This window comes from Azomonas macrocytogenes, assembly GCF_014191985.1.
Lineage (GTDB): Bacteria > Pseudomonadota > Gammaproteobacteria > Pseudomonadales > Pseudomonadaceae > Azomonas > Azomonas macrocytogenes.
The window spans coordinates 73,234-93,687 of sequence record NZ_JACHXI010000013.1; the positions used below are offsets into that span (position 1 = coordinate 73,234).

Below are 20,454 nucleotides of genomic sequence, written 5' to 3' on the forward strand. Positions count from 1 at the left end.
AAATGCAGAAGGGGCGCACCGGACGGTACGCCCCGCAGTGCTCAACGCTGGATATTGCCCAGGCGCATGAAGCGGGTTTCGCCGCTGGAATCTTCGACGCCATCGTTGTCGGTGACTACGAAGAGCTGGCCGGTCTGATCCACCGCCGCGCCTTCGACCTTGTCGCGCACCCAGCCGTGAGTGGCCTTCAGGTCCGGCAGCAGGTCGCGCTCCAGGGTCTTCTGCAGAACCGGGAAAGAGCCACCTTCGGCCACCGACTGCAGGTTGGCCAGCGAGAGGCGATAGAGCTTCTTGATCTGTGCGGCCGGACCTTGCTGGTTGTCGCGCTCGATGACCAGCAACTCGCGGTCGTTGAGCGCGGTGAGTTCGGACAGGCCGACCCAGGCGCCTTGCGTCGTACTATCCAGCGGATAATGGAAAAATGCCCACTCGCCGGTGGTCGGATTGAAGACTCCGATCCGCGCATATCCTGCCGGATCGTTCTTCCATTCGCGCTGGAAGGCGACATAGACACGTTCCTGAGCGCCCTGGCCGATCACCGCAACGCCTTCGAAGCCATAGTTGCTCGCCTGGCTGGCGACTTCAGCGGGCAGTGGATATTCATGCAGCACTTCGCCCTGGGCATTGGTGCGGATCAGCAGGTTCGGCTGCTGCTTGCCGTCGCCTTCGGAGGCCAGCCAGAAATCGCCATTGACTGCCTGGGCGATGCCTTCCAGATCGTAGTCGACGGTCGTGCCGGCCTTGTGCAGTTCGATCTGCCCATCGATGATGGCGGGCGTCTGGCGGGTGTCCACCGTGAAGATGCGCGAGGCTTTGTAATAGCTATCCGGCACGGCATAGAGACGATGCGGCGCGCTGCGATCCGCCACCATGCCGCTCAGTGTCCCCCACGGAATCAAAGCCTTTTCGGTGGACTGGATTTCCGGGTAGGGCGCGTCCTTGGCGCCCAGGCGATAGATCGACAGGGTAGAGCGATAGCCTTTTTCGGCCGCATCCTCCTCGCTGCTGACCACGAACAGGTTGCGCGAAGGAATCGCCAGCAAGCCTTCCGGTCCCATGCCGGCGGGCAACAGTTGCCGCAGGCGCGGCTGCCATGGCCTGGCCACGTCATAGACGGCGACCACGTTGGCGCGCTCGCTGCCGACGAACAGGAAATTGTTGCGCCCGTACTCGGCGTAGGCGATACCTTCCGGCTCGATGCCCTTGTTCTCCGAACGGCTTTCCGGGTAGTGGCCGGCGCGGATGATGGCGTGCTCCAGGCTATTGCCCGCGTCATGCCAGACGTTGCCCAGCGGGTCGAACAGGGTGAAGCCCCGGCTACCACCTTCGACACCGTTGGCATCCTTGTAATCGCCTTCGTTGGCGGTCGCCAGCAGTGGCCCAACCCAGCCGATGGCATCCGGTTCGCGGCGGCGGTTTTCCTGCGTGTTCAGCGGCAGGATGCGACCATCTTCCTGCGTATCGACTTCCGTCAGGTTTACCATTCCGGCGCTGAAATCGGTAATGATCTTGCCCCGGCGCAGGTTCACCAGCACCACATGATTGTTCTCCTGCAGGGTCACTGCGGCGATGTCGAGGGCATTGATGCTGACGTACTCGGGTTCCGGATCTTCCGGCGCGATGGCCGACAGCCCGCTGAGCGGCACCTCCTGGACCGACCAGCGCTCCGGCTTGCCCTTGAGCGTCACCACGCTCAGATGGCCGGGTGGCAGTTGCGGGATCAGGCCGTCGTTCAGCTTCTCGTCACGCTCGTTCTCAATGGCGACGGCGGCATAATTGCCGGTCGGGCTGACCGCCACGGAATCCGGCTGGCCGTTCATGGGCAGGCTGGCCACCCGCTGCGGCTGGCCTGGATCGCGGATATCGAACACCGCCAGAACGCCGCTTGGCTGGCTGAAACTCAGAGACGTATTCACCGCCACCAGCGCGTAGTTCTCATGCACGGCCACCGAGGTGGGTTCGCCCTCCAGTGCTACGAATCCGCTCGGTTGCGGGTTGGCCGGATCACGGATATCCACCAGCCCGATGCGCTTGCCAGGGCTGTCGGTATAGATCAGCGTTTGGCCATCGCGGCTGACCGCGGTGATTTCCGCAACCGTCTGCGTGGCCGGATCTTCCGTCGTGGCCAGGTTGCGGTACACCGCAAAGGTCGCGATGCGTTCGAAGTAATTGCCGTTGCCGGCTCGGGCCGCGGTCACCACATCGGGCGCGGCGACCGCCAGTGGCAGGGCAAGGGAAAACACGGCACAGGCGAGCGGCAGCCGTTTGATGGGTTGAAACAAGGGCGTCATGAAAGCCTCCAGTCCTGCCAGGGTTCGATGAGCGAGCCCGGTAACGCTAGACGGAAGGTCTTACAAGGGTATGACGGTGCGCTTGCCTTGTTTTGCGGAACATGTCAAGAAGCTGCACAGCCACTCAAGCGGCAGAATCTCGGTGCGGTGATGAGGAACGACTGCGAGACGAGCAGCGCGTTCAGCCGTTCCAGCATCGGATTCACCTCATGCTGCACTTCAGCTCGGGACTACATACATAAGGCATGAAGGCTTGATGGCGACCCCTTTAGGTTTAGCCTGCGCGATTACACGAAGACCCGGAACCGCTTCGCGTCGTCGATAAAGGGTTTCTCGCCGAAACTGCCTTTGCTGGAGCCAAACGGCAGTTGCGCGCGCAGCGTCCAACTGGCCGGTAGATTCCATTCGGCAGCAACAGCCGCGTCGGGCAGTGGGTTGTAGTGCTGAAGGCTCGCGCCGATACCGGCATTGGCCAGTGCTGTCCATACGGCAAACTGGGCAATGCCGCTGGCCTGTTCGGACCAAATGGGGAAGTTCTTGGCATACGCAGCGAACTGTTTCTGCAAACCGTCAACGACTTCCTGGTCTTCATAAAACAAGACGGTACCTGCGCCTGCAGCGAAGCTATCGATCTTGTCTGAGGTGGTGGCAAAAGAATCGGCAGGTACGAGCTTGCGCAGTTCTTCTTTCACGAAACCCCAAAATCTGTCGCTCTGGGTCCCATACAGGATTACGGCACGCGAACTTTGGGAGTTGAATGCAGATGGCGAGAGCTTGATCGCTTCCTGGATCAACTCAGTGACATTCTGCTGCGAAAGCGGCAATTCTTTCCCCAGGGCGTACTGGCTGCGGCGGATTTTTATTGTGTCGATGAACGGATTGCTCATGCTGTTGATTCCTATGTGGAAAGCTCAGGTTTAAGCCAGGCGCTGTATCAGTGGTATGTCACGCAGTCAGCGGAACAGCTACTGCACCATGTGTTTGTGTGTGGCTATTTTTGATCCGTTTGGAAACAATCAAAATAGGAAAAAAAGAATAGTATTCTTTCCAGTTTTGAGGTTTCCCGGCTTGCGATTGGGCAGTGAGAGAGGGGGATGTCGGTGTCGGCCCTGGAGGTACGCTTGTGCTGGCGCAGGTGCTCGGTCCAGGACTTGATCTGGAACCATTCCAGCATCGACCGTCGCTACTCAGAGAATGGCGAACAGCCTTTGCCGCAAGGGGGCGAAACCGCTGGATGGCAAATCCCAGGAGCGTTCGTTCATGGTTCGTTCCCTCTTTGTCAGTCACGGGGGGCGCGATGGCGGGGGAGCCAGCCCGCGATGGCGCCGGCTCTTGGTACCGGTGGCGCTACGAACCTAGACTGCCCAGCAGGAGCAGCCCAGCGCACCGAAGAAGCCCTTCAGGTCCGAAGTCGGCACGCTCGAAGCCCAGGCCCGTGCATGGTCGTGCCCGTGCAGGCCGCAACCGCTGGCGCAACCGCAGGTGGCCGCGGCCTGCCGGCGCACGGGGGCCAGCGAATTGCGCCCCGCGCCGTCCGGCTCGCCCCAGGCGCCGTAGCCCTTGAAGGTGCGCGTCGGCGACCAGTCGGGCAGCGCCGGCGGCAGCGGGTTGTCGTCCAGCGGCGCGAACTCGCCGGCACCGTAGACGATACGGCCGCCCACTACAGTCAAATCCGAGGTGAGGAAGGAGATTTCATCCTCGGGGATGGTGAAGTAGTCCTTGTTCGGCACGATCAGATCGGCAAACTGGCTCGGCTCGATGCGTCCACGCTGGCCTTCCTCGTTGGAGAACCAGGCGACGTTCTCGGTCCACAGGCGCAGCGCCGTTTCGCGATCCAGCAGGTTGTGCGGCGGGTATAGGTTAAGGCCGCCGAGAGTCTTGCCGGTGACCATCCAGGCCAGCGACACCCAGGGGTTGTAGGAGGCCACGCGGGTGGCATCGGTACCGGCCGAGACTTTCACACCCTTTTCCAGGATGCGCTTGACCGGCGGCGTCGCCTCGGCCGCCCTGGCGCCGTAGCGCTCGACGAAGTACTCGCCCTGGTAAGCCATGCGGTGCTGCACGGCGATACCGCCGCCCAGTGCCGCGATGCGGTCGATGGACTTGTCGGAGATGGTTTCGGCGTGATCGAAGAACCAGTTGATGCCTTGCAGCGGAATGTCCTGGTTGACCTTCTCGAACACGTCCAGCGCGCGCGTGATGGTCTCGTCATAGGTCGCATGCAGGCGCCAGGGCCACTTGTTCTGCGCCAGTACGCGCACCACTTCCTCCAACTCGCCTTCCATTTGCGATGGCATGTCCGGCCGTTCGACGCGGAAATCCTCGAAGTCCGCGGCCGAGTACACCAGCATCTCGCCGGCGCCGTTGTGGCGGAAATAGTCGTTGCCCTGCTTGTACTTGACCGAGGACGTCCATTTGAGGAAGTCCTCCTTTTCCTGCTTGGGCTTCTGCGTGAACAGGTTATAGGCGATACGCACGGTGATCTGGCCGTCGTCGGCCAGTTTCTGGATCACCGCGTAGTCGTCGGGGTAGTTCTGAAAACCGCCACCGGCATCGATCACGCCGGTCACGCCCAGACGGTTGAGCTCGCGCATGAAGTGGCGCGTGGAGTTGACCTGATACTCGAATGGCAGCTTCGGTCCCTTGGCCAGGGTGGCGTAGAGAATCATTGCATTGGGCTTGGCCAGCAGCAGGCCGGTGGGGTTGCCGTTGGCGTCGCGGGTGATCTGGCCGCCCGGCGGCTCGGGCGTGTCCCTGGTGTAGCCCACGGCGCGCAGCGCGGCGCCATTGAGCAGGGCTCGGTCGTACAGATGCAGCAGGAACACCGGCGTATCGGGCGCGATGGCGTTGATCTCGGCGAGGGTCGGCAGGCGCTTCTCGACGAACTGATGTTCGGTGAAGCCACCGACCACGCGCACCCATTGCGGTGCCGGGGTGATGGCGACCTGGCGCTTGAGCATGTCCAGCGCGTCGGCCAGCGAGCGCACACCATCCCAGCGTAGTTCCAGGTTGTAGTTGAGGCCGCCGCGTACCACGTGGGTGTGATTGTCGAACAGGCCGGGTAGCACGCGCTTGCGCTGGAGATTAATAAGCTGGGTGCCGGAGCCAGCCAGGGCCAGGATCTCCGGGGCCGCGCCTACGGCCAGGAAGCGGCCATCCTTGATCGCCACGGCACTGGCGACAGGGTTGCGGCGATCCAGCGTAGTGATCTGGCCATTGTGAAAAATGATGTCGGGAGTGGAATCGGACACGGTGGATGCTCCTTTGCTGACGGCTTCGGCGGCGGTGTTGCGACCCAACAAGCTGTTCAGCGCCAGCGTAGATGCCAGCGTCGTCGCAATGCCAAGGACTGTTCGGCGGGATGTCATGGGTTTGCCCTCACATGATGGTTTCGAGTGCACCCGTCCACCCAGTTTCTGGCTCTACCACGATGTCCGGGCACCACGAATCGTCACGACGCTGTTCTCAGGTCCGTTTTGCTGCGGACGTCTGGCCTGCCGTATGCCGGCCAGCAAGCCGGCGCCCAAGGACAAGGCATGGAGTTTGATGGTTCACCTCGATTCGGAGACGGTGGTTGCGCGCCGCCTCCAGGGTCACGTCATTGACTTCGACCTTGCCTTTGGCCGGTACCAGGTAGCTATGGCGGCTGGCGTCGGCGAAGCGGTATTCCACTGTTTCTCCGACCTTGATCGCGGCGCCCAGCACCTGTGCATCGGTACGGATCGGCAGTGCCCTCCAATGCACGCGCGCCGGATCGTGGTATTCAGCGAAGGAAAAACGGTGCTTGGCGTCGAGCCAGCCGTGGTAGGCTCCGCCGAGGCTGTCGAAGGAGCGACGTTCGATCATGGCGTACTCCTTGTGAGGATCTGATTACGATGGCACCAGTCTAGGTTTCGTAATCGTCTGCGAGAATGCGAGAAACGCAATTCCATCCTTTCCGTTTTTCATGGGATCTCGGAAATACTTTTTTCGTCATCAAGCGTAAACCCTCCAGGGTGGCGCGCTTCCCGCCCGGCAAATTTCGGGTGTTCAATGATTTCCGGGTGAGGGATGTTCAGAATTTCGCCTGAAAGGTTAATTCAAGATAGCCAATATCACTGGATGGGCCAGTCTCTCGAATAAAGCGGCTGGGCAGGAACCGCGAGTGGATCGCGGCCAAGGCCGACCTGTTGCTGATCCGTTTTTGATGGGTTCTTAGTCGGGTTCCTGTGGCAAAAAGACGAAATGTCTGTCAATGATCTGTTTCGATTGTTTCCAAAATAGCCATGAAAAAACTACCAGACCTAGAAGCTTGGGCCATCTTCGCCAAAGTCGCGGAGACAGGTTCCTTTGCCCGGACCGCCGCCGAATTTTCCTTGTCGCAAGCCACTGTGTCCAAGGCCATCACACGCCTGGAAGCACGCATGAAAACCATGCTGTTCCACCGCACGTCGCGCCGCATATCGCTGACCGATAGCGGCTACGCTGCCCTGGAGCGTGCCTCGCGCATCCTCGAAGATGGCAAGGCGGTGGAGGCCGAAGTGGTGGAACAGTCCAACAGCCTGCGTGGATTGGTCCGGGTCTCGGCTCCGATGTCGTTCGGCATTGCACGTCTGGCGCCGGTCCTGCCGGATTTCATGAAGGCCCATCCCGACGTGGAACTGGACGTGCAGTTCAACGACAAGCAGGTGGACCTGGTGGCCGAGCGATTCGACCTGGCGTTGCGCATCGCCAACCTTGTCGATTCCAGCTTGCTGGCCCGCCGCTTGTGCAAAGTACGCATCCTGCTGGTCGGCTCGCCGGCCTATTTCGAGCGCCACGGCAAGCCACGTCATCCCCGTGATCTCATCAACTACAAGGCACTGCAGTACACCTACGCGCGCAACGGAACGAGCTGGCGTTTCCGGCACAAGCAGCACGGCGAATTCACCCAGGCCATGCCGGTCCACCTGCATGCCAACAATGCCGAGGCGCTGACGCCGGCCCTGTTGGCAGGGCTGGGCCTGGCGCTCCAGCCGGAGTTTCTGGTCTGGCAGGATTTGCAGTCTGGGACGCTGGAGACCGTGATGGACGATTGGGAAGTGGAGCCGATCGCACTGCACATCGTGACCCCGCCGGGCCGTAACCGGCCGGCGCGCGTTCAAGCCTTTATCGAGTACCTGGCCGGGCGCTTTGTTCATGAACCATGGGCGCATAAGGGCTGATCTTGACTGCCGGTAACTGCATCGATTCATCGTTGCCGAATGTGGCTTGAAGCGATTGATGATGGTCTTCGGCATGCCCGTCACAAAGGGTGAGCCCGACAAGAAGGATCGGAAACGCGTCAACGAGCTATGGGGTCGCTATGAAACCTATCGCTCGGGTCATGTCTCGGGCGTTCGCTATGCATTGGGTGCAGACGCCTTTACCGACTGGAATGCCCCCAGCACTACGCCCATCGCCGCCATTTCGACCAGGCCCGCGTACAAGCCCACCGCAGCGGCACCGACAGCATCCGCAAGCTGATCAGGCAAGCGGAGGATGGTCGGCGGCAATGCACCCTATGATATCTGGCGTGGCGTCGTGGCCCGTTGGCTCGCGAACATGGTCGGCGAGCCTGTTCCGGAAAATACCTGGAGCGAGACCGTCGCCTGGGCCAAGGCCAATCCCGAGCCGCTCGCCAGGCTGATCCAGCACGCCAACGGAGCCTTCCAGAACGAGCAGTGTTTTGGCTTGATCGGCTTCGATGCGCTGGACCGCACCAGCAGCGACTGGGCCAGAATGGATGGCATCGTACGCGACTTGCCCAAGGTCGTGCTCTGGTTGAAGCCTTACTCGAATCTGCATGCCAAGGCTTTTCTCCGCGAAGACCAGTCGGATCGCCGCTACGCCAGCATCTACGCCAGGCCAACTCAAGGGGGGGCATGGTCTCCCGACCTGCGAGGGGAATGTTTGATACTGACCTGAATGCTTCGGCTGCGCTATTAGGCGTTATTCAGGCCAACTATGTGATAGCGGGCACCCACTGCTTCGGCAATAACTGTTACCGTGCCGACGGTAAAGTGCGCCGCTTCATGCTGCCGATCAAATGGAATTGTTAATGCCCCTGCCTGCCCATCGACCGTGGGCCGATCCCTTTCATCTTGTACGCGGTGCAGGTATTTAACGCTGCGCTGACGTTTCCCCTATTGCTGACAGATAAACCATGCTGACGCTTAAACGCTTTTATTCGCTGGTGGCCCCGTTCTGGCTTACCACACGGGCCGCGATGTTGTGGCTGCTCCTGCTGTTGATCATGGGGCTGACTCTGTCGGTGGTGTGGATCAGCGTTCAGTACAACAGTTGGAGCAAGGAGTTCTACGATGCGCTGGCAGACTACTTTCAGCATGCCTCTGTCAGCACCATGGCGTGGCGCTACCTGGCTTATACGGCGCTGTTCGTGCTGGTTATTATCTGTGGTAACTGGCTCAAAAAACGCCTGATCATTCGTTGGCGCGATGCGATGACGTGCCAGTTCGAGCAGGACTGGCTGCGGCATCACGCCTATTACCGCCTTGACACTCAGCCGGATAACCCCGATCAACGGATTGCCGATGATGTCCGGCTGCTGGTAGAGCAAAGCCTGGAGTTGCTGCTTTCGTTGCTGAAAAACAGTGCTCGCCTGCTTTCCTTTATCGTCATTCTTTGGCAGCTCTCGGGCGTGCAGACGTTCACGCTGGCGGGCTACAACGTGACGGTGCATGGCTATCTGGTCTGGATTGCCCTTGCCTATGCGGTAGTTGCCAGTCTGGTCACGCATGTTTTGGGCCATCGCCTGCATACGCTGAACATTGAACGCCAGCGGGTGGAGGCAGATTATCGCGCCACGTTGCTGCGGGTGCGGGACAACAGTGAGCAAATCGCCTTTTATCAGGGGGCCGGTGCCGAACGGCAACGCATGCGCCAGCGCTTTCGGCCAATCGTCGACAACTGGCGACGGCTGATGGGACGAGAGTTTCGTCTGGAAAGCTTTACCACCAGCTATTTTCGCTTGAGCCTGATTATTCCGGTCTTCGCCGTACTGCCACTGTATCTGTCGCGCAGTATCACGCTGGGCGCAGTCATGCAGGCCACCGCCGCGTTCGGCTACGTGCTGGATGCTTTCGGCTGGTTCATCGATGCCTACCGTCAGTTGGTGGCCTGGTCCGCCACCATTGAACGGCTATGGGAATTTCAACACAGCCTGCGGCAACTGCCAGCTCTGAAGGTACCTCCCCGCGAAGGCGACGCCTTGCACATTACGGCGCTCACCGTGCATCACCCCGACGGCAGTCCCCTGTTTGCGCCGCTGACCGCCAACCTGAAGGCGGGTGAGTGGGCTGTCCTGTCGGCTGCAAGCGGCAGCGGAAAAACAACGCTGCTGCGTGCGCTTGCCGGGCTATGGCCTGCCGTACAGGGGCAATGGCAACTGCCGGCAGGCAAAGCGCTGTTTTTGCCGCAAAAACCCTATCTGCCGCAGGATACCTTGCGCCATGTGCTTTGCTATCCGTTGACCCAGACACCGGATACGGCCTCGCTGTGCCAAGTGCTGAAACAGGTCGGCCTGGCAGCGCTTGGCGATAGGCTGGAGGAATCGTCCAACTGGAGCCGGGAATTATCCGGCGGCGAGCAACAACGTCTGTCGCTGGCCCGTGTCTTGCTGCTGCGTCCTGCGCTTCTGTGTCTGGATGAAGCAACCAGCCAGTTGGATGATGCCGCCGCCATCCAACTGCTCGCGCAGATAAGGCAAGCATTGCCGGAGATGATTGTATTGGCCGTCAGCCATCAGCCTGCGGTCAGTGCCTGGTTTGGGCATCCGTTGCCGCTGACACCCTGCCGCCATCAGGCAGACAACGCCACCGTGACGGCGAGTCGCCCGCCCACGGACGCCATTGCCTTGCCAGAAGACAATCTCTTGTTGCCAACGCCTTAGAGCCTGTTCACGATCCGCTGCGCGTCGGCCAAACGGCGTTGAAAATGGCCTGGATCGCCAACCCGGTCGGAATGCTCATTTACTCCTTGTAAACTCGCACGCGAGCCCGGTCCGCTTCCTCAGCTATTTTCGCCTTGTCTGGCCTTAGCTCGCGAGGCTTTGAACAGGCTCTTAGTTCCCTGGTTCGGGCACCGCCGGTATCGATGGGGCGACCGCGCTGGTGCAGAGTCCGCCCTTGCGTCATGGTGTCTTATCTGATCATTTGAGAGGGGGCAGGCTCATCGGGTAGGCCATCTGGTCTCCCTGTCGCGCCGGTATGACGCTCATCCGGGCGATACACAAGCAGAGCGCTGTCCATCCCACAGCTTGTGAAGTCCGGCGGCGCGATTGTTTCCTGTATGACGAAAGAGCTTGAAACGATTCGGAGCATTCCGTGGTCGTGGATAGAGGCACACTGTCGTTCCTGCGTTTTCTGTGCGGCTCTGGGCCGCCTGTTGAAACATGAATCCGAATAACAAGGGGTATTCGCATGGCAATCAGTCTGGCCAAGAACCAAACCATTTCCCTGGAGAAAACTGCCGGTGGCGGCTTGCAGCAGGTCCGCATGGGGTTGGGTTGGGACCCCGTGAAGGCCAAGGGTTTCCTCGGGCGGCTGTTGGGCGGTAATGGCGAGGTGGATCTCGATGCTTCCTGCATTGTGCTGGATGGCGAAAAGAAGCCGCTGGAGATGGTGTGGTTCCGCCAGTTGGAGTCCGGCGACGGTTTCATCCGGCATTCCGGCGATAACCGTACCGGCGAGGGCGCTGGCGATGACGAAACGATCCAGGTGGATCTGCAGCACCTGCCTGCCGCTGCCACGTATCTGGTGTTCACCGTGAACTCCTTTACCGGGCAGAGTTTCGAATCGGTGGCCAATGCTTATTGCCGCCTCATCGACCAACCGTCCGGCAACGAGCTGGCGCGTTTCGATCTGGCGGAGAAGGGTGGGCATACCGGTGTGATCATGGCTTACCTGAGCCGCAGTGGCGGCAGCTGGGATTTCACGGCGGTCGGCACGGCCACGAATGGGCGCACTGTCGAGGATCTGATCGGCGCGGCGGCGCAGGCGGTGCGCGGATGACGACGCTGACTCCCGGGGCGAATGCGCCGGTAACTGCCGGGCAGGTGACGGTGACTGTCGCTTTCTCGCCGCTGCCGGGGGCGGAGATCGATGTGTCCGCCTTTGTGCTGGATGCGGGCGGCAAGGTGCGTGGCGATGACGATATGTGCTTCTTCGGCCAGCGCAACGTGAATGGTGGGTTGGTGCGGATGACCGAAGCGGCGGCCGGGCAGGTCGTGTTCGCGCTGGATCTGGCGCAGTTGGACAGCGTGGTCGAGAAGGTCGCCCTGACCGCCACGATCTACGAGAACCAGGCGAGCTTCGCGGCAGTCACGCAATTGGCCGTGACGCTGGATTGCGGGATCGAAGCGCCGATTGCGACAGCCGGCATGCAGGAAACGGCGTTGATCCTCGGCGAATTCTATCGTCGCCAGGGCGCGTGGAAATTCCGGTGCGTGGCGCAGGGCTTTGCCGGTGGCCTGGAGCCTTTGGCCCGGCATTTCGGTGTCGAGGTCGCGGCCAAGGCCCCGAGCCCGGTTCCGGTTCCACCGCCCGCCCCGGCGCCCGCTCCTGTGCCGGTGGCCAAGCCGATCAATCTGAACAAGATCACCCTGGACAAGAGCCGTTCGAGCATCAGCCTGGAAAAGACCGGCAGCGATTTCGGCGAGATCCGGATCAACCTGAACTGGAATCAGGGCAACGCGTCGGGTGGCGGCGGCTTGTTCGCGTCCTTCAAGAAGTCCAATGCCATCGATCTGGACGTGGGTTGCCTGTTCGAGCTGCAGAATGGCCGTAAAGGTGCGGTACAGGCGCTGGGCAAGTCGTTCGGGGCTTTCGATCAGGAGCCGTATATCCAGCTCAAGGGCGATGACCGTACCGGCGCGGTCAGCGATGGCGAATGGCTGCATATCAATGGCCGGCACTGGCAGAAGATCCGGCGGGTGCTGGTGTTTGCCTTCATCTATCGGGGGGTGCCGAACTGGAGCGCGACCGATGGCGTGGTGACGCTGTATGTTCCCGGCCAGCCGCCGATCGAGGTGCGAGTCAGCGAGGAGGGCGGTAGCAAGGGCATGTGCGCCATCGCCCTGCTGGAGAACGATAACGGCGCGGTCAAGGTGTCGCGGCGGGTCGATTTCTTCAACGGCCATCGGGAAGTGGATGAGGCTTACCGTTGGGGAATGCGCTGGACTGCCGGTTCCAAATGAGCGGGCAGCATTGCAAAACACCGGCCTTGCCCCCATTGGGGCAGGCATGCGCCTGGGGCTTCCGGGCGCGCATATTCGTTCCACCCATCACTACTGAAAAAGGAATCTGGAAATGGCTGTGAATCTGAGCAAAGGCGGTAACGTTTCCCTGTCCAAAGAAGCTCCCGGCCTCACCGAAGTGACGGTTGGCCTGGGTTGGGACGCGCGCGTCACCGACGGCGCCGATTTTGACCTCGATGCCTCCGTTTTCATCCTTGGCGAAAGCGGCAAGGTCCTGGATGACAACAGCTTTATCTTCTACAACAACAAGGTGTCCACCGACGGTAATGTCGAGCACCTGGGCGATAACCGTTCCGGCGAAGGGGCCGGTGACGACGAGCAGGTCAACGTCAAGCTGAACGCGCTGACGCCGGCGGCGAAGAAGCTGGTCTTCGCCGTGACCATCCATGAGGCCGATGCGCGCAAGCAGAGCTTCGGTCAGGTTTCCAATGCCTATATCCGCGTGCTGAACAAGGCGGATGGCAAGGAAATCGCTCGTTATGACCTGTCCGAAGATGCCTCCACCGAGACCGCGATGGTTTTCGGCGAGCTGTATCGCCACAACGACGAGTGGAAGTTCAAGGCCATCGGCCAGGGCTTCGCCGGTGGCCTGAAGCCGCTGGCCCTGGCACATGGGGTCAGCGTCGGCTGATGATTCGCCAGGCGCGCCTGAAAAGCGCCCTCTCCCCAGCCCTCTCCCATAAATGGGAGAGGGTGTGGCCGGCAGTCGTAGGGTGGATGGCGCTTTGTCCATCCACCTGCGTGGGGTTGTGCTGGACGAAAGAAAAAAGCGTCATCCACCGTATCGTCACGCAATGATATGGGCCGCCTTGGCAGCCTTGAGCCAGCCGGGGAATTCTTCCATCAACAGCTCGTATAACCGCTCTTCCGAGACATCGTCCAGGTCGTCCAGCGCGAAGAAGTTGCAGTTGTCCACCTGGCGACCGGCCATGTCGTCGAGCTTGGCGAGGATGCCGTAGTCGCGACCACCGAGGCCAACGAACTGCCAGAAGATGGGTAGCGCCGCCGCTTCGGCCATCAGTCTGGTAATGGCGCGATTTTCATGCACGCCACCGTCGCTGATGAACAGCACGTAGATGGGTGTCCGTTCGCCGGAGTCTTTATAGAAGTCGATGACCTGGCGCATCACGGCCGGTTCATTGTTGACGCGGCTGCCCACCGCCCAACGTTTCCAGCCACCCTGTTCGGTGAGGATGTAGTCCTTGTGGTTGGCCAGATCGATATCGGCCAGTTGCACGGGGCTGGAACCGAACGCCCAGCAATCCAGCGCGCCGTTGTCATCGAAATGCACGGCGAGCGGCAGCATCCGGTTCACCACTTCCTGCACCCGACCACGGCTGTACTGGGCATTCATCGAACCGGATACATCCAGCACCAGTCCGACGCGGGCCTTGACCTGACTCAGGTTGGCCTTTTCCAGGCTCACGGTGGCTTTCTTCGCCAGACTGACCAGATGGGGGGCGGCGGCGGCGATTTTCTTTTCCAGGGAAACGTTGGCCACCGGTGCGGGCGGCGCCTCCATGACCGCGCCCCCAAAGTGCTCCACCAGCGCCGCAAGGCCGGCATTGAAGCCCTGCAAGTTGGCGGCGATACGCCATTCGCCGTTTTTGCGGTACAGCTCGGCCAGCATGACAGCCTTCTCATCGGCGAAGTTCGTGCCGGAAAAGGTGCAGCGGGCAACTTCGTGGCCGTTCTCGCGGATGGCGAAGTGGCCCGTGCCAATAGCGTGCAGGCTCCCGGCTCCGTCGATGGCAGCGGTGAAGACCAGTCGGTCGATGGTTGGCGGCAAGCTGGCAAGCTCGATCCTGAATTCGCCAGCGTGCTTCAACTCGATACTGTTGCACGGTGTCGTCGGCTGATTGAAGAAGACCATGTAGCGGTCGTCGGAGAGCTTGCCCTGGGCATCCACGCCAAAGCAGGCGTAGTCGATGGTCTGGCTGGTTGAAATGTCGTTGGTGAGCGTGAATGCGGAACCTCGAACGAAGCTGGACAAGGGCGTTCGCTGGCCTTGGGTGAGTTGCATGAGTGGTCCTTGGTAATTGAATCGAATAGCGGTTTCGGCACGGCCATCGCATTGCAGGATCGCGGCCTTCCCTGTAGGTATCGTCCAGGAGCCCGGCATGGGCTCAATTGAGTTCGGTCTTTTCGCTCAGGATAAAGCTTTCGAAGACGCCGAGTTAATTCCGCTGCAGCGACTCATAGTAGCGTGCCAGATCCTCCATCTGGATGTCGTTCATACGCTGCGTGCTGTGTTGCATCAGATGGGCGTATTGCGTACCGCCGCGTTGATCGGTGCTGAACAGTTTGAGCTGCGCGGTGAGGTAGGTGGCGTACTGGCCGGCCAGATCGGGATAGAACGGATTGCGCACCGTAGCGGTCGGGCCGTGGCATTCCAGGCAGGAGGGCGTGCCTTGTTCGGGGCGTCCCTGTGCCGCCAGGGTGCGGCCGCGGGCGATGGCTTGTTCGTCCCGCGCCGCTTCGGCCGACGGCGGCAGACTGGCGTAGTGCCTGGCCAAGGCTTGCATGGTCGCCTCGTCCAGTGCGACGGCGACCGGCTGCATGATGCCGCTGTGGCGCTCGCCGCGGGCATAGGCTTGCAGGCTGGCCAGCAGGTAGGCTTCGCTCTGGCCGGCCAGTTTCGGCACCAGCGGTTCTGTGATGGCCTGATCCGGCAGGCCGGTGTTGCGGCCATTGCCGTCGCTGCCGTGACAGCGAGCGCAATCGGCCAGCACCGCCTCCTGCGGGCCGGCCATCGCCTGCAAGGGGTTGATAGCGGATTTCGCATCCGTTCCGTTGGCCAGCCAGGCATAGCTCGCCGGATCGAGCTCTGGCAGCGTGCGCAGGAATGCCACCATCGCCCAGATTTCGTCGTCGCGCTCCTGGGCTGGCCAGGCGGGCATGGCAGTGAACTTGACGCCATGCTTGACGATCCAGAACAGCTCCTCGGGCTGCCACTCCTTGATGCGCGGCGCCAGCAGGGGCGGTGGCGGGGTCATGTACTGTACCACCAGCGACTGCGCCTCTCCCGGTGCGCCGTGGCAGGCGGTGCAGGCGCTCGCGTAATGGCCGGCACCCTTGAGCACCAGGGCCGGGTCGTCCAGATCCGGCGCACTGATCCCCAGCGACTGGGTGCGCACGGCGCTGCGCATGGCGAAGTGCAGGAACCAGTCGGTGATGGGCCAGTGTCCCGAACTGGCGGCGATGGGGATGACCCCCGACCAGGCGACCAGCAGGCCACCGATGGCCAGCGCCAGGCCCAGCAGCAGCCAGCGCAAGGCGCGCAGCGGGCCGCTGGCCGGGGTGAGGAATCGCTCAACGAAGCGGGGCAGCATCCGGTTTCTCGCGCAGTAGAGTGGCCAGCAGGTAGAGGCCGCCAGCCAGATAGGTGGAACCGCCGAAGACCAGCATCAGCACACCGCCGATCTGCTGGTCCTGCAACGGAGTGAGTTCGCCACCGGCCAGTGGCGCATGCGGATACAGGGGCCGGTCGGCCAGGGCCAGCAAAACGCCGAGCAGGGTCATGTGCATCGAGGTCAGCAACAGCCCGGCAATGCCGGCGGCGCTGCGCTCGCGCATCTGCCGACGTTCACCGCCGAAGGCCGAGAACCACACCAGCAGGCCGACGGCCAGGTAGCTGGCCTGTTCGAGCAGCAGCATCGGCAGGCTGTGCCGGGCGGCGTGGTGCAGGGCCGGTGCGTGCCAGATCCACACCACCACCAGTTCGACGACCGAGGCCGGAACGGGCGCGAACAGGGCCGGCAGCCGGCGCGCCGGGTCGCAACGCCCGCCGGCCAGACCGATGGCGATCAGCGGCGCGGCAGCGGCCACCACCAGCACATGCATGCCCATATGCGCGGCGAAGGCGTGGCGGGCCAGTCGTGGCAACGGCCCGATCCAGGCCGCGGCGAGCAGCAGCAGGCCAAGGATGAGGAGCACCCGGCGTGTCACTGGCAGGTCCCGATGAAGACGACCGACAGCGCGACATAGGCCGTCGCCACGAAGCTCAATCCGCACAGCAGCAGCGTGGAAAAACCGAGGAAGCGATGACGGTCGCCGGAGCTGGCTTCGCTATGCGTCGAGGAGTCGTCGCCGAAGCTGTGCTGGCGGTAGCCGAACCAGCCGGTCAGGACGATGCCGGCCAGCGCTACCAGCGTGAGGATGCCGATGATCGACCGCAGCCCGTCCAGCGAGCCATCGCGCCCGACCACCTTGGCGCACCAGACGGCAGCGGTGCAGTAGGCGATCAGAAAATGCAGGGCCCAGATTGTCGGCCCGACGGTCAGCAACCACAGGCTGTGCCAGCGTGCCGCCGGCGCCCGGTCATCGTGTTCATGCGGTTTCGTCATGCTTATGCCACCTCAGGGAATCCGCCGATCACCGCGGCGGTGACCGCCACCGTGATCGCCAGAAAGTGCCAGTACAGCCCAACGTTCTGCATGTCGATATCGTGCTCGGCGGTCATGCGCCCGGCCAGCCGCCGCGCCAGGCAATACACCTGCATGACCAGCCCCAGGGCGAGATGCAGCGTCCCCCAGACCACCAGCACCCAGACCGTGGCCGGATAGACGTTGCTGGTCGGCTCCAGGTCACTCAGGTACGGGCCGGCCAGCAGCGCCAGGGTGCCCCCCAGGGTGAACAGGATGGCCAGGGTCAGCGCCAGGTAGAAACCGTGCGCTCGATCCTGCCGGTTGTAGCGCCTGGCCAGCAGCGTCAGGCCCCAGGCCGCGAGTACCAACGCCGCCGAAAGAACCGGCCAGAATAGCCCGGGGCCGGGTGCCGGATTGGGCGGGAAGTCTGTATGCACGGTCCAGAAAAAGAAGTAGCCAAAGACCAGACTGGCGAAGGCGGTCATGTCGGCGACCATGGTGATGAACATCGCCCACCAGCCGACCGAGGCCGAACCGGAGGCATAGAGCGGTACGCTGACGCCGAGACCAATGTCCTTGTTGGGCTTTTCCGGGATCACGGCAGTGTCGGTCCATAGCCAGATGAGAATAGTGACGAAGGCCAGGGCGGCACTGATAAGGGCCACGGTGTACCAGGCGTAGGTCGCGAAGATGAACAGGCCGCCCGTGAAGACCGCCGCCCAGAAACTCTTGAAAGTAGAATTGGGCACGCGCAGGCATTGGGCCGGTCGAGCATCGATGGTGCTGGTGATCAGCGTCTCGCGTTTGCCTTCCTCGGCATCGGGCAGGTAGCAGCGTCCCTCGTCGACATCGCGCATCAGATTGGGCTGGTCCCACAAGGGATAGCGGCTTTTGATCAAGGGAATCGAACGAACGCCCCAGGATTTGGCCGGCATCTCGCCCAACCATTCCAGCGTACCGGCGTTCCAGGGATTGCGTGGCGAATACGGCTGGTTTCTGCGGGGGCGCAGGGTATCGTAGAACAGCAAGGCCAGGCCGCTGGCGAAAATGAAGGCACCGATGCTCGACACCAGATTAAGCGTGTCGAAGCCGATTCCCGCGGCATAGGTGTAGACCCGTCGCGGCATCCCCAGCAGGCCGGTGAAATGCATGGGCAGAAAGGCGATGTTGAAACCGATGAACATTACCCAGAAAACAATGCGGCCAAGGCGCTCCGACAACTGCTTGCCGACCACCATGGGGTAGAAGTAGTAGATACCCGCCGCCACCGGAAACAGCATGCCGCCGATCAACACATAGTGCAGGTGCGCGACGATGAAATAGCTGTCGTGGGCCTGGAAATCGAAGGGAGCGATGGCCACCATCACCCCGGTCAGCCCGCCCAGGATGAAGATCGCCAGCGCGCCGGAAACGAACAGCATCGGCACCGAGGGGGCGAAGCGCCCGGCCAGGATGGTGGCGAGGAAGCAGAAAATCTGCACCCCTGTAGGAATCGCCACCGCTTCCGAAGCAGCCGAAAAGAAGGCCAGCGAGATCGCCGGCATGCCGGTGGTGAACATGTGGTGCACCCACAGGCCGAAGCTCAGAAAGCCGGTGCCGACCGCCGCCAGCACGATCCAGCCGTAGCCGACGATGGGGCGCTGGGCTGCGGTCGGGACGATCATCGCCACCAGGGCGATGGCTGGTAGGAAAATGATGTAGACCTCGGGATGGCCGAAGATCCAGAACAGATGCTGCCAAAGCAGCGGATCGCCACCGCGGGTCGAGTCGAAGAACGGCCAGTCGAAGGCTCGCTCCAGCTCGAACAGCAGATCGCCGGCGATCAGCGGCGGAAAGGCGAACAGAATCATTCCGCCCACCACCAGGATGTACCAGGCGTACAACGGCATCAGATTGATACGCATGCCCGGCGGGCGCGTCTTCAGCACCCCGACGATGAGTTCGACGGCGGCGGCGATCGAGGCAATCTCGATGAACGACAGTCCCAGCAACCAGATATCGGAGCCCAGGCCATCCTGATAAGCGGTGGTCAGCGGCGGATACATGAACCAGCCGCCCGCCGGCGCCACGCCGAAGAACAGCGACCCGCAGACGAACACGCCACCGATCAGAAAGCACCAGAAACCATAGGCGGACAGGCGCGGGAAGGGCAGGTCGCGGGCACCCAGCATCTGCGGCAGGATCAGGATCGAGAATGCCTCGAAGATCGGCACGGCGAACAGGAACATCATCACCGAGCCATGCATGGTCATGACTTGGTTGTAGGTCTGCGCCGACAGAAAATCGTTTTCTGGAACCGCCAGTTGCGTGCGCATCAGCAAGGCCAGCACGACGGCGAACAGGAAGAAGGCGAACGTCACGACGGTGTACCAGCGGCCCACCTCGGTATTGTTCACCGCCGACCAGTAGCGCCAGCCCGGCGGCGAATTCCAGATCCTGGTGAGTCTGGCTTCCTGGCCGGCGGTGATCTCGGCTCGGTTGTCTTGTACGCTATCGGTCATTCGAGTTCGCTCAGGTAGCGGGCCATCGCGGCCAACTGGTCCGCGGGAAGCATGCCGAAGGCGGGCATGCGGACATCCGGCTTGAGCTGGTCGGTATGGCCGATCCAGCGGGAAAACGTCTCGGCATTGGTGGGCAGCGTGCCAGCACCGAGGCTCAGGCGACTGCCAGCATGGGTAAGGTCCGGCCCTACCTGGCCCCTGGCCTCCGTGCCGCGGACGCTATGGCAGGCGCCACAGCCGTTGGCCAGAAACGCCTGCAAGCCTTGTTGCGCCGTCGCGTCTTGCGGTGGCTTGGCGGGCGCGGCCTGGCGTTCGAGCCATTCGGCGAAGGCTGCTTTTTCCATCACTACCACATCGAATTTCATCAGCGCATGGGCGCTGCCGCAGTATTCGGCGCAGGCGCCGAGATAGGTGCCGGGCTTGGTGGGTTCGAGGATCATCTGGGTCGTGCGGCCTGGAATCATGTCGACCTTGCCGCCCAGCGAAGGAATCCAGAAGGCATGGATCACATCCGGGCTGGACAGCTCGAAGGCGACGCGCTCGCCCACCGGCAGGCGGATTTCGTTGGCCAGCTCCACCATCGAGCCATCTTCACGCGCATACCGCACACGCCACCACCACTGCTCGCCGGAAACGGCGATCTTCAGTGTCGTGCCGGAAAAGTCCCGCAATTGCGCCATGAGGATCAGCCCGTAGACCAGCAGTGCCGCCAGCACCACGGTCGGGAAGATGATGCCGCCGCCGAGGATCAGCCAGCGGGTTCTCCGAACCGAGTGCTCCTTGTGGCGGCGAATATGGGTGGCATAGATGAAAAGCCCCATCACGACCAGCCAGATCAGAATCCCCCCGCCGGTCATCCACCAGAACAGCGCCGCGACTCGCTCGGCTTCAATGCCGGCCGGTTGCAGCGCCGATTGTGGGCCGTTGCAGCCGCTGAGCAGCGGAAACAGGAGGATGGCCGGGCGGGAACTTCGCCACATTGCACGGAGTTGGAGTAGGCGGGTCACGGGAAGGGTTGCAGT

At 62.0% G+C, this 20,454-nt stretch carries 17 protein-coding genes; 7 read left to right on the plus strand and 10 right to left on the minus strand.

Going from position 1 to position 20,454, the window contains the following annotated elements:
• Positions 1-41: 41 nt before the first annotated feature.
• From FHR87_RS12750 to FHR87_RS12770, 4 genes are all read right to left on the minus strand, one after another.
• Positions 42-2,291, minus strand: a complete 2,250-nt coding sequence (locus FHR87_RS12750) for an esterase-like activity of phytase family protein (RefSeq protein ID WP_183167109.1) — start codon at positions 2,289-2,291, stop codon at positions 42-44.
• A gap of 287 nt (positions 2,292-2,578) precedes the next feature.
• The gene (locus FHR87_RS12755) at positions 2,579-3,178 is read right to left on the minus strand and encodes a nitroreductase family protein (protein ID WP_183167110.1); all 600 of its coding nucleotides are present in this window, start codon (positions 3,176-3,178) and stop codon (positions 2,579-2,581) included.
• 468 nt (positions 3,179-3,646) lie between these two features.
• A complete protein-coding gene (locus FHR87_RS12765) occupies positions 3,647-5,659 on the minus strand; it encodes an amidohydrolase (RefSeq protein WP_183167112.1) in 2,013 nt (670 codons plus the stop codon).
• Positions 5,660-5,756: 97 nt separating this feature from the next.
• On the minus strand, positions 5,757-6,137 hold the full coding sequence (locus tag FHR87_RS12770; RefSeq protein ID WP_183167113.1) for a pirin family protein: 381 nt from the start codon (positions 6,135-6,137) through the stop codon (positions 5,757-5,759).
• 419 nt (positions 6,138-6,556) lie between these two features.
• On the opposite strand from FHR87_RS12770, the gene FHR87_RS12775 reads away from it, so the two are divergent.
• From FHR87_RS12775 to FHR87_RS12805, 7 genes are all read left to right on the plus strand, one after another.
• Entirely contained in the window at positions 6,557-7,474 is a 918-nt protein-coding gene (locus tag FHR87_RS12775; RefSeq protein WP_183167114.1) for a LysR family transcriptional regulator, read from the plus strand.
• Positions 7,475-7,547: 73 nt separating this feature from the next.
• Positions 7,548-7,775 (plus strand): hypothetical protein, encoded by a 228-nt coding sequence (locus FHR87_RS12780; protein ID WP_183167115.1) that lies wholly within the window; start codon positions 7,548-7,550, stop codon positions 7,773-7,775.
• A 57-nt stretch (positions 7,776-7,832) separates the two neighbouring features.
• Entirely contained in the window at positions 7,833-8,216 is a 384-nt protein-coding gene (locus FHR87_RS12785; protein ID WP_246336025.1) for a hypothetical protein, read from the plus strand.
• Positions 8,217-8,454: 238 nt separating this feature from the next.
• A complete protein-coding gene (locus FHR87_RS12790; protein ID WP_183167116.1) occupies positions 8,455-10,200 on the plus strand; it encodes an ABC transporter ATP-binding protein/permease in 1,746 nt (581 codons plus the stop codon).
• A gap of 529 nt (positions 10,201-10,729) precedes the next feature.
• On the plus strand, positions 10,730-11,320 hold the full coding sequence (locus FHR87_RS12795; protein WP_183167117.1) for a TerD family protein: 591 nt from the start codon (positions 10,730-10,732) through the stop codon (positions 11,318-11,320).
• Entirely contained in the window at positions 11,317-12,504 is a 1,188-nt protein-coding gene (locus tag FHR87_RS12800) for a TerD family protein (RefSeq protein ID WP_183167118.1), read from the plus strand. Before FHR87_RS12795 ends, FHR87_RS12800 begins: the two co-directional genes overlap by 4 nt.
• Before the next feature lie 112 nt (positions 12,505-12,616).
• The gene (locus tag FHR87_RS12805) at positions 12,617-13,195 is read left to right on the plus strand and encodes a TerD family protein (protein ID WP_183167119.1); all 579 of its coding nucleotides are present in this window, start codon (positions 12,617-12,619) and stop codon (positions 13,193-13,195) included.
• A gap of 156 nt (positions 13,196-13,351) precedes the next feature.
• Here the strand turns inward: FHR87_RS12805 and FHR87_RS12810 are convergent, their stop codons facing one another.
• The 6 genes from FHR87_RS12810 to coxB all read right to left on the minus strand — a co-directional run bounded on the left by FHR87_RS12810 (position 13,352) and on the right by coxB (position 20,412).
• Positions 13,352-14,587, minus strand: a complete 1,236-nt coding sequence (locus FHR87_RS12810) for a vWA domain-containing protein (protein ID WP_183167120.1) — start codon at positions 14,585-14,587, stop codon at positions 13,352-13,354.
• A 154-nt stretch (positions 14,588-14,741) separates the two neighbouring features.
• Positions 14,742-15,896, minus strand: coding sequence for a c-type cytochrome (locus tag FHR87_RS12815; protein WP_221189834.1), 1,155 nt, complete (start codon positions 15,894-15,896; stop codon positions 14,742-14,744).
• Positions 15,877-16,512, minus strand: a complete 636-nt coding sequence (locus tag FHR87_RS12820) for a cytochrome c oxidase assembly protein (protein WP_338021250.1) — start codon at positions 16,510-16,512, stop codon at positions 15,877-15,879. Before FHR87_RS12820 ends, FHR87_RS12815 begins: the two co-directional genes overlap by 20 nt.
• Positions 16,509-16,910 carry a hypothetical protein gene (locus tag FHR87_RS12825; protein WP_183167121.1) on the minus strand — a complete coding sequence of 134 codons (402 nt, stop codon included), beginning with the start codon at positions 16,908-16,910 and terminating at the stop codon, positions 16,509-16,511. The genes FHR87_RS12820 and FHR87_RS12825 overlap by 4 nt, the downstream gene beginning before the upstream one ends.
• 2 nt (positions 16,911-16,912) lie before the next feature.
• Complete coding sequence (gene ctaD, locus FHR87_RS12830) at positions 16,913-19,432, minus strand: cytochrome c oxidase subunit I (RefSeq protein ID WP_183167122.1); 2,520 nt, start codon at positions 19,430-19,432, stop codon at positions 16,913-16,915.
• A complete protein-coding gene (gene coxB / locus FHR87_RS12835) occupies positions 19,429-20,412 on the minus strand; it encodes a cytochrome c oxidase subunit II (protein ID WP_183167123.1) in 984 nt (327 codons plus the stop codon). The genes ctaD and coxB overlap by 4 nt, the downstream gene beginning before the upstream one ends.
• Positions 20,413-20,454 lie beyond the last annotated feature (42 nt).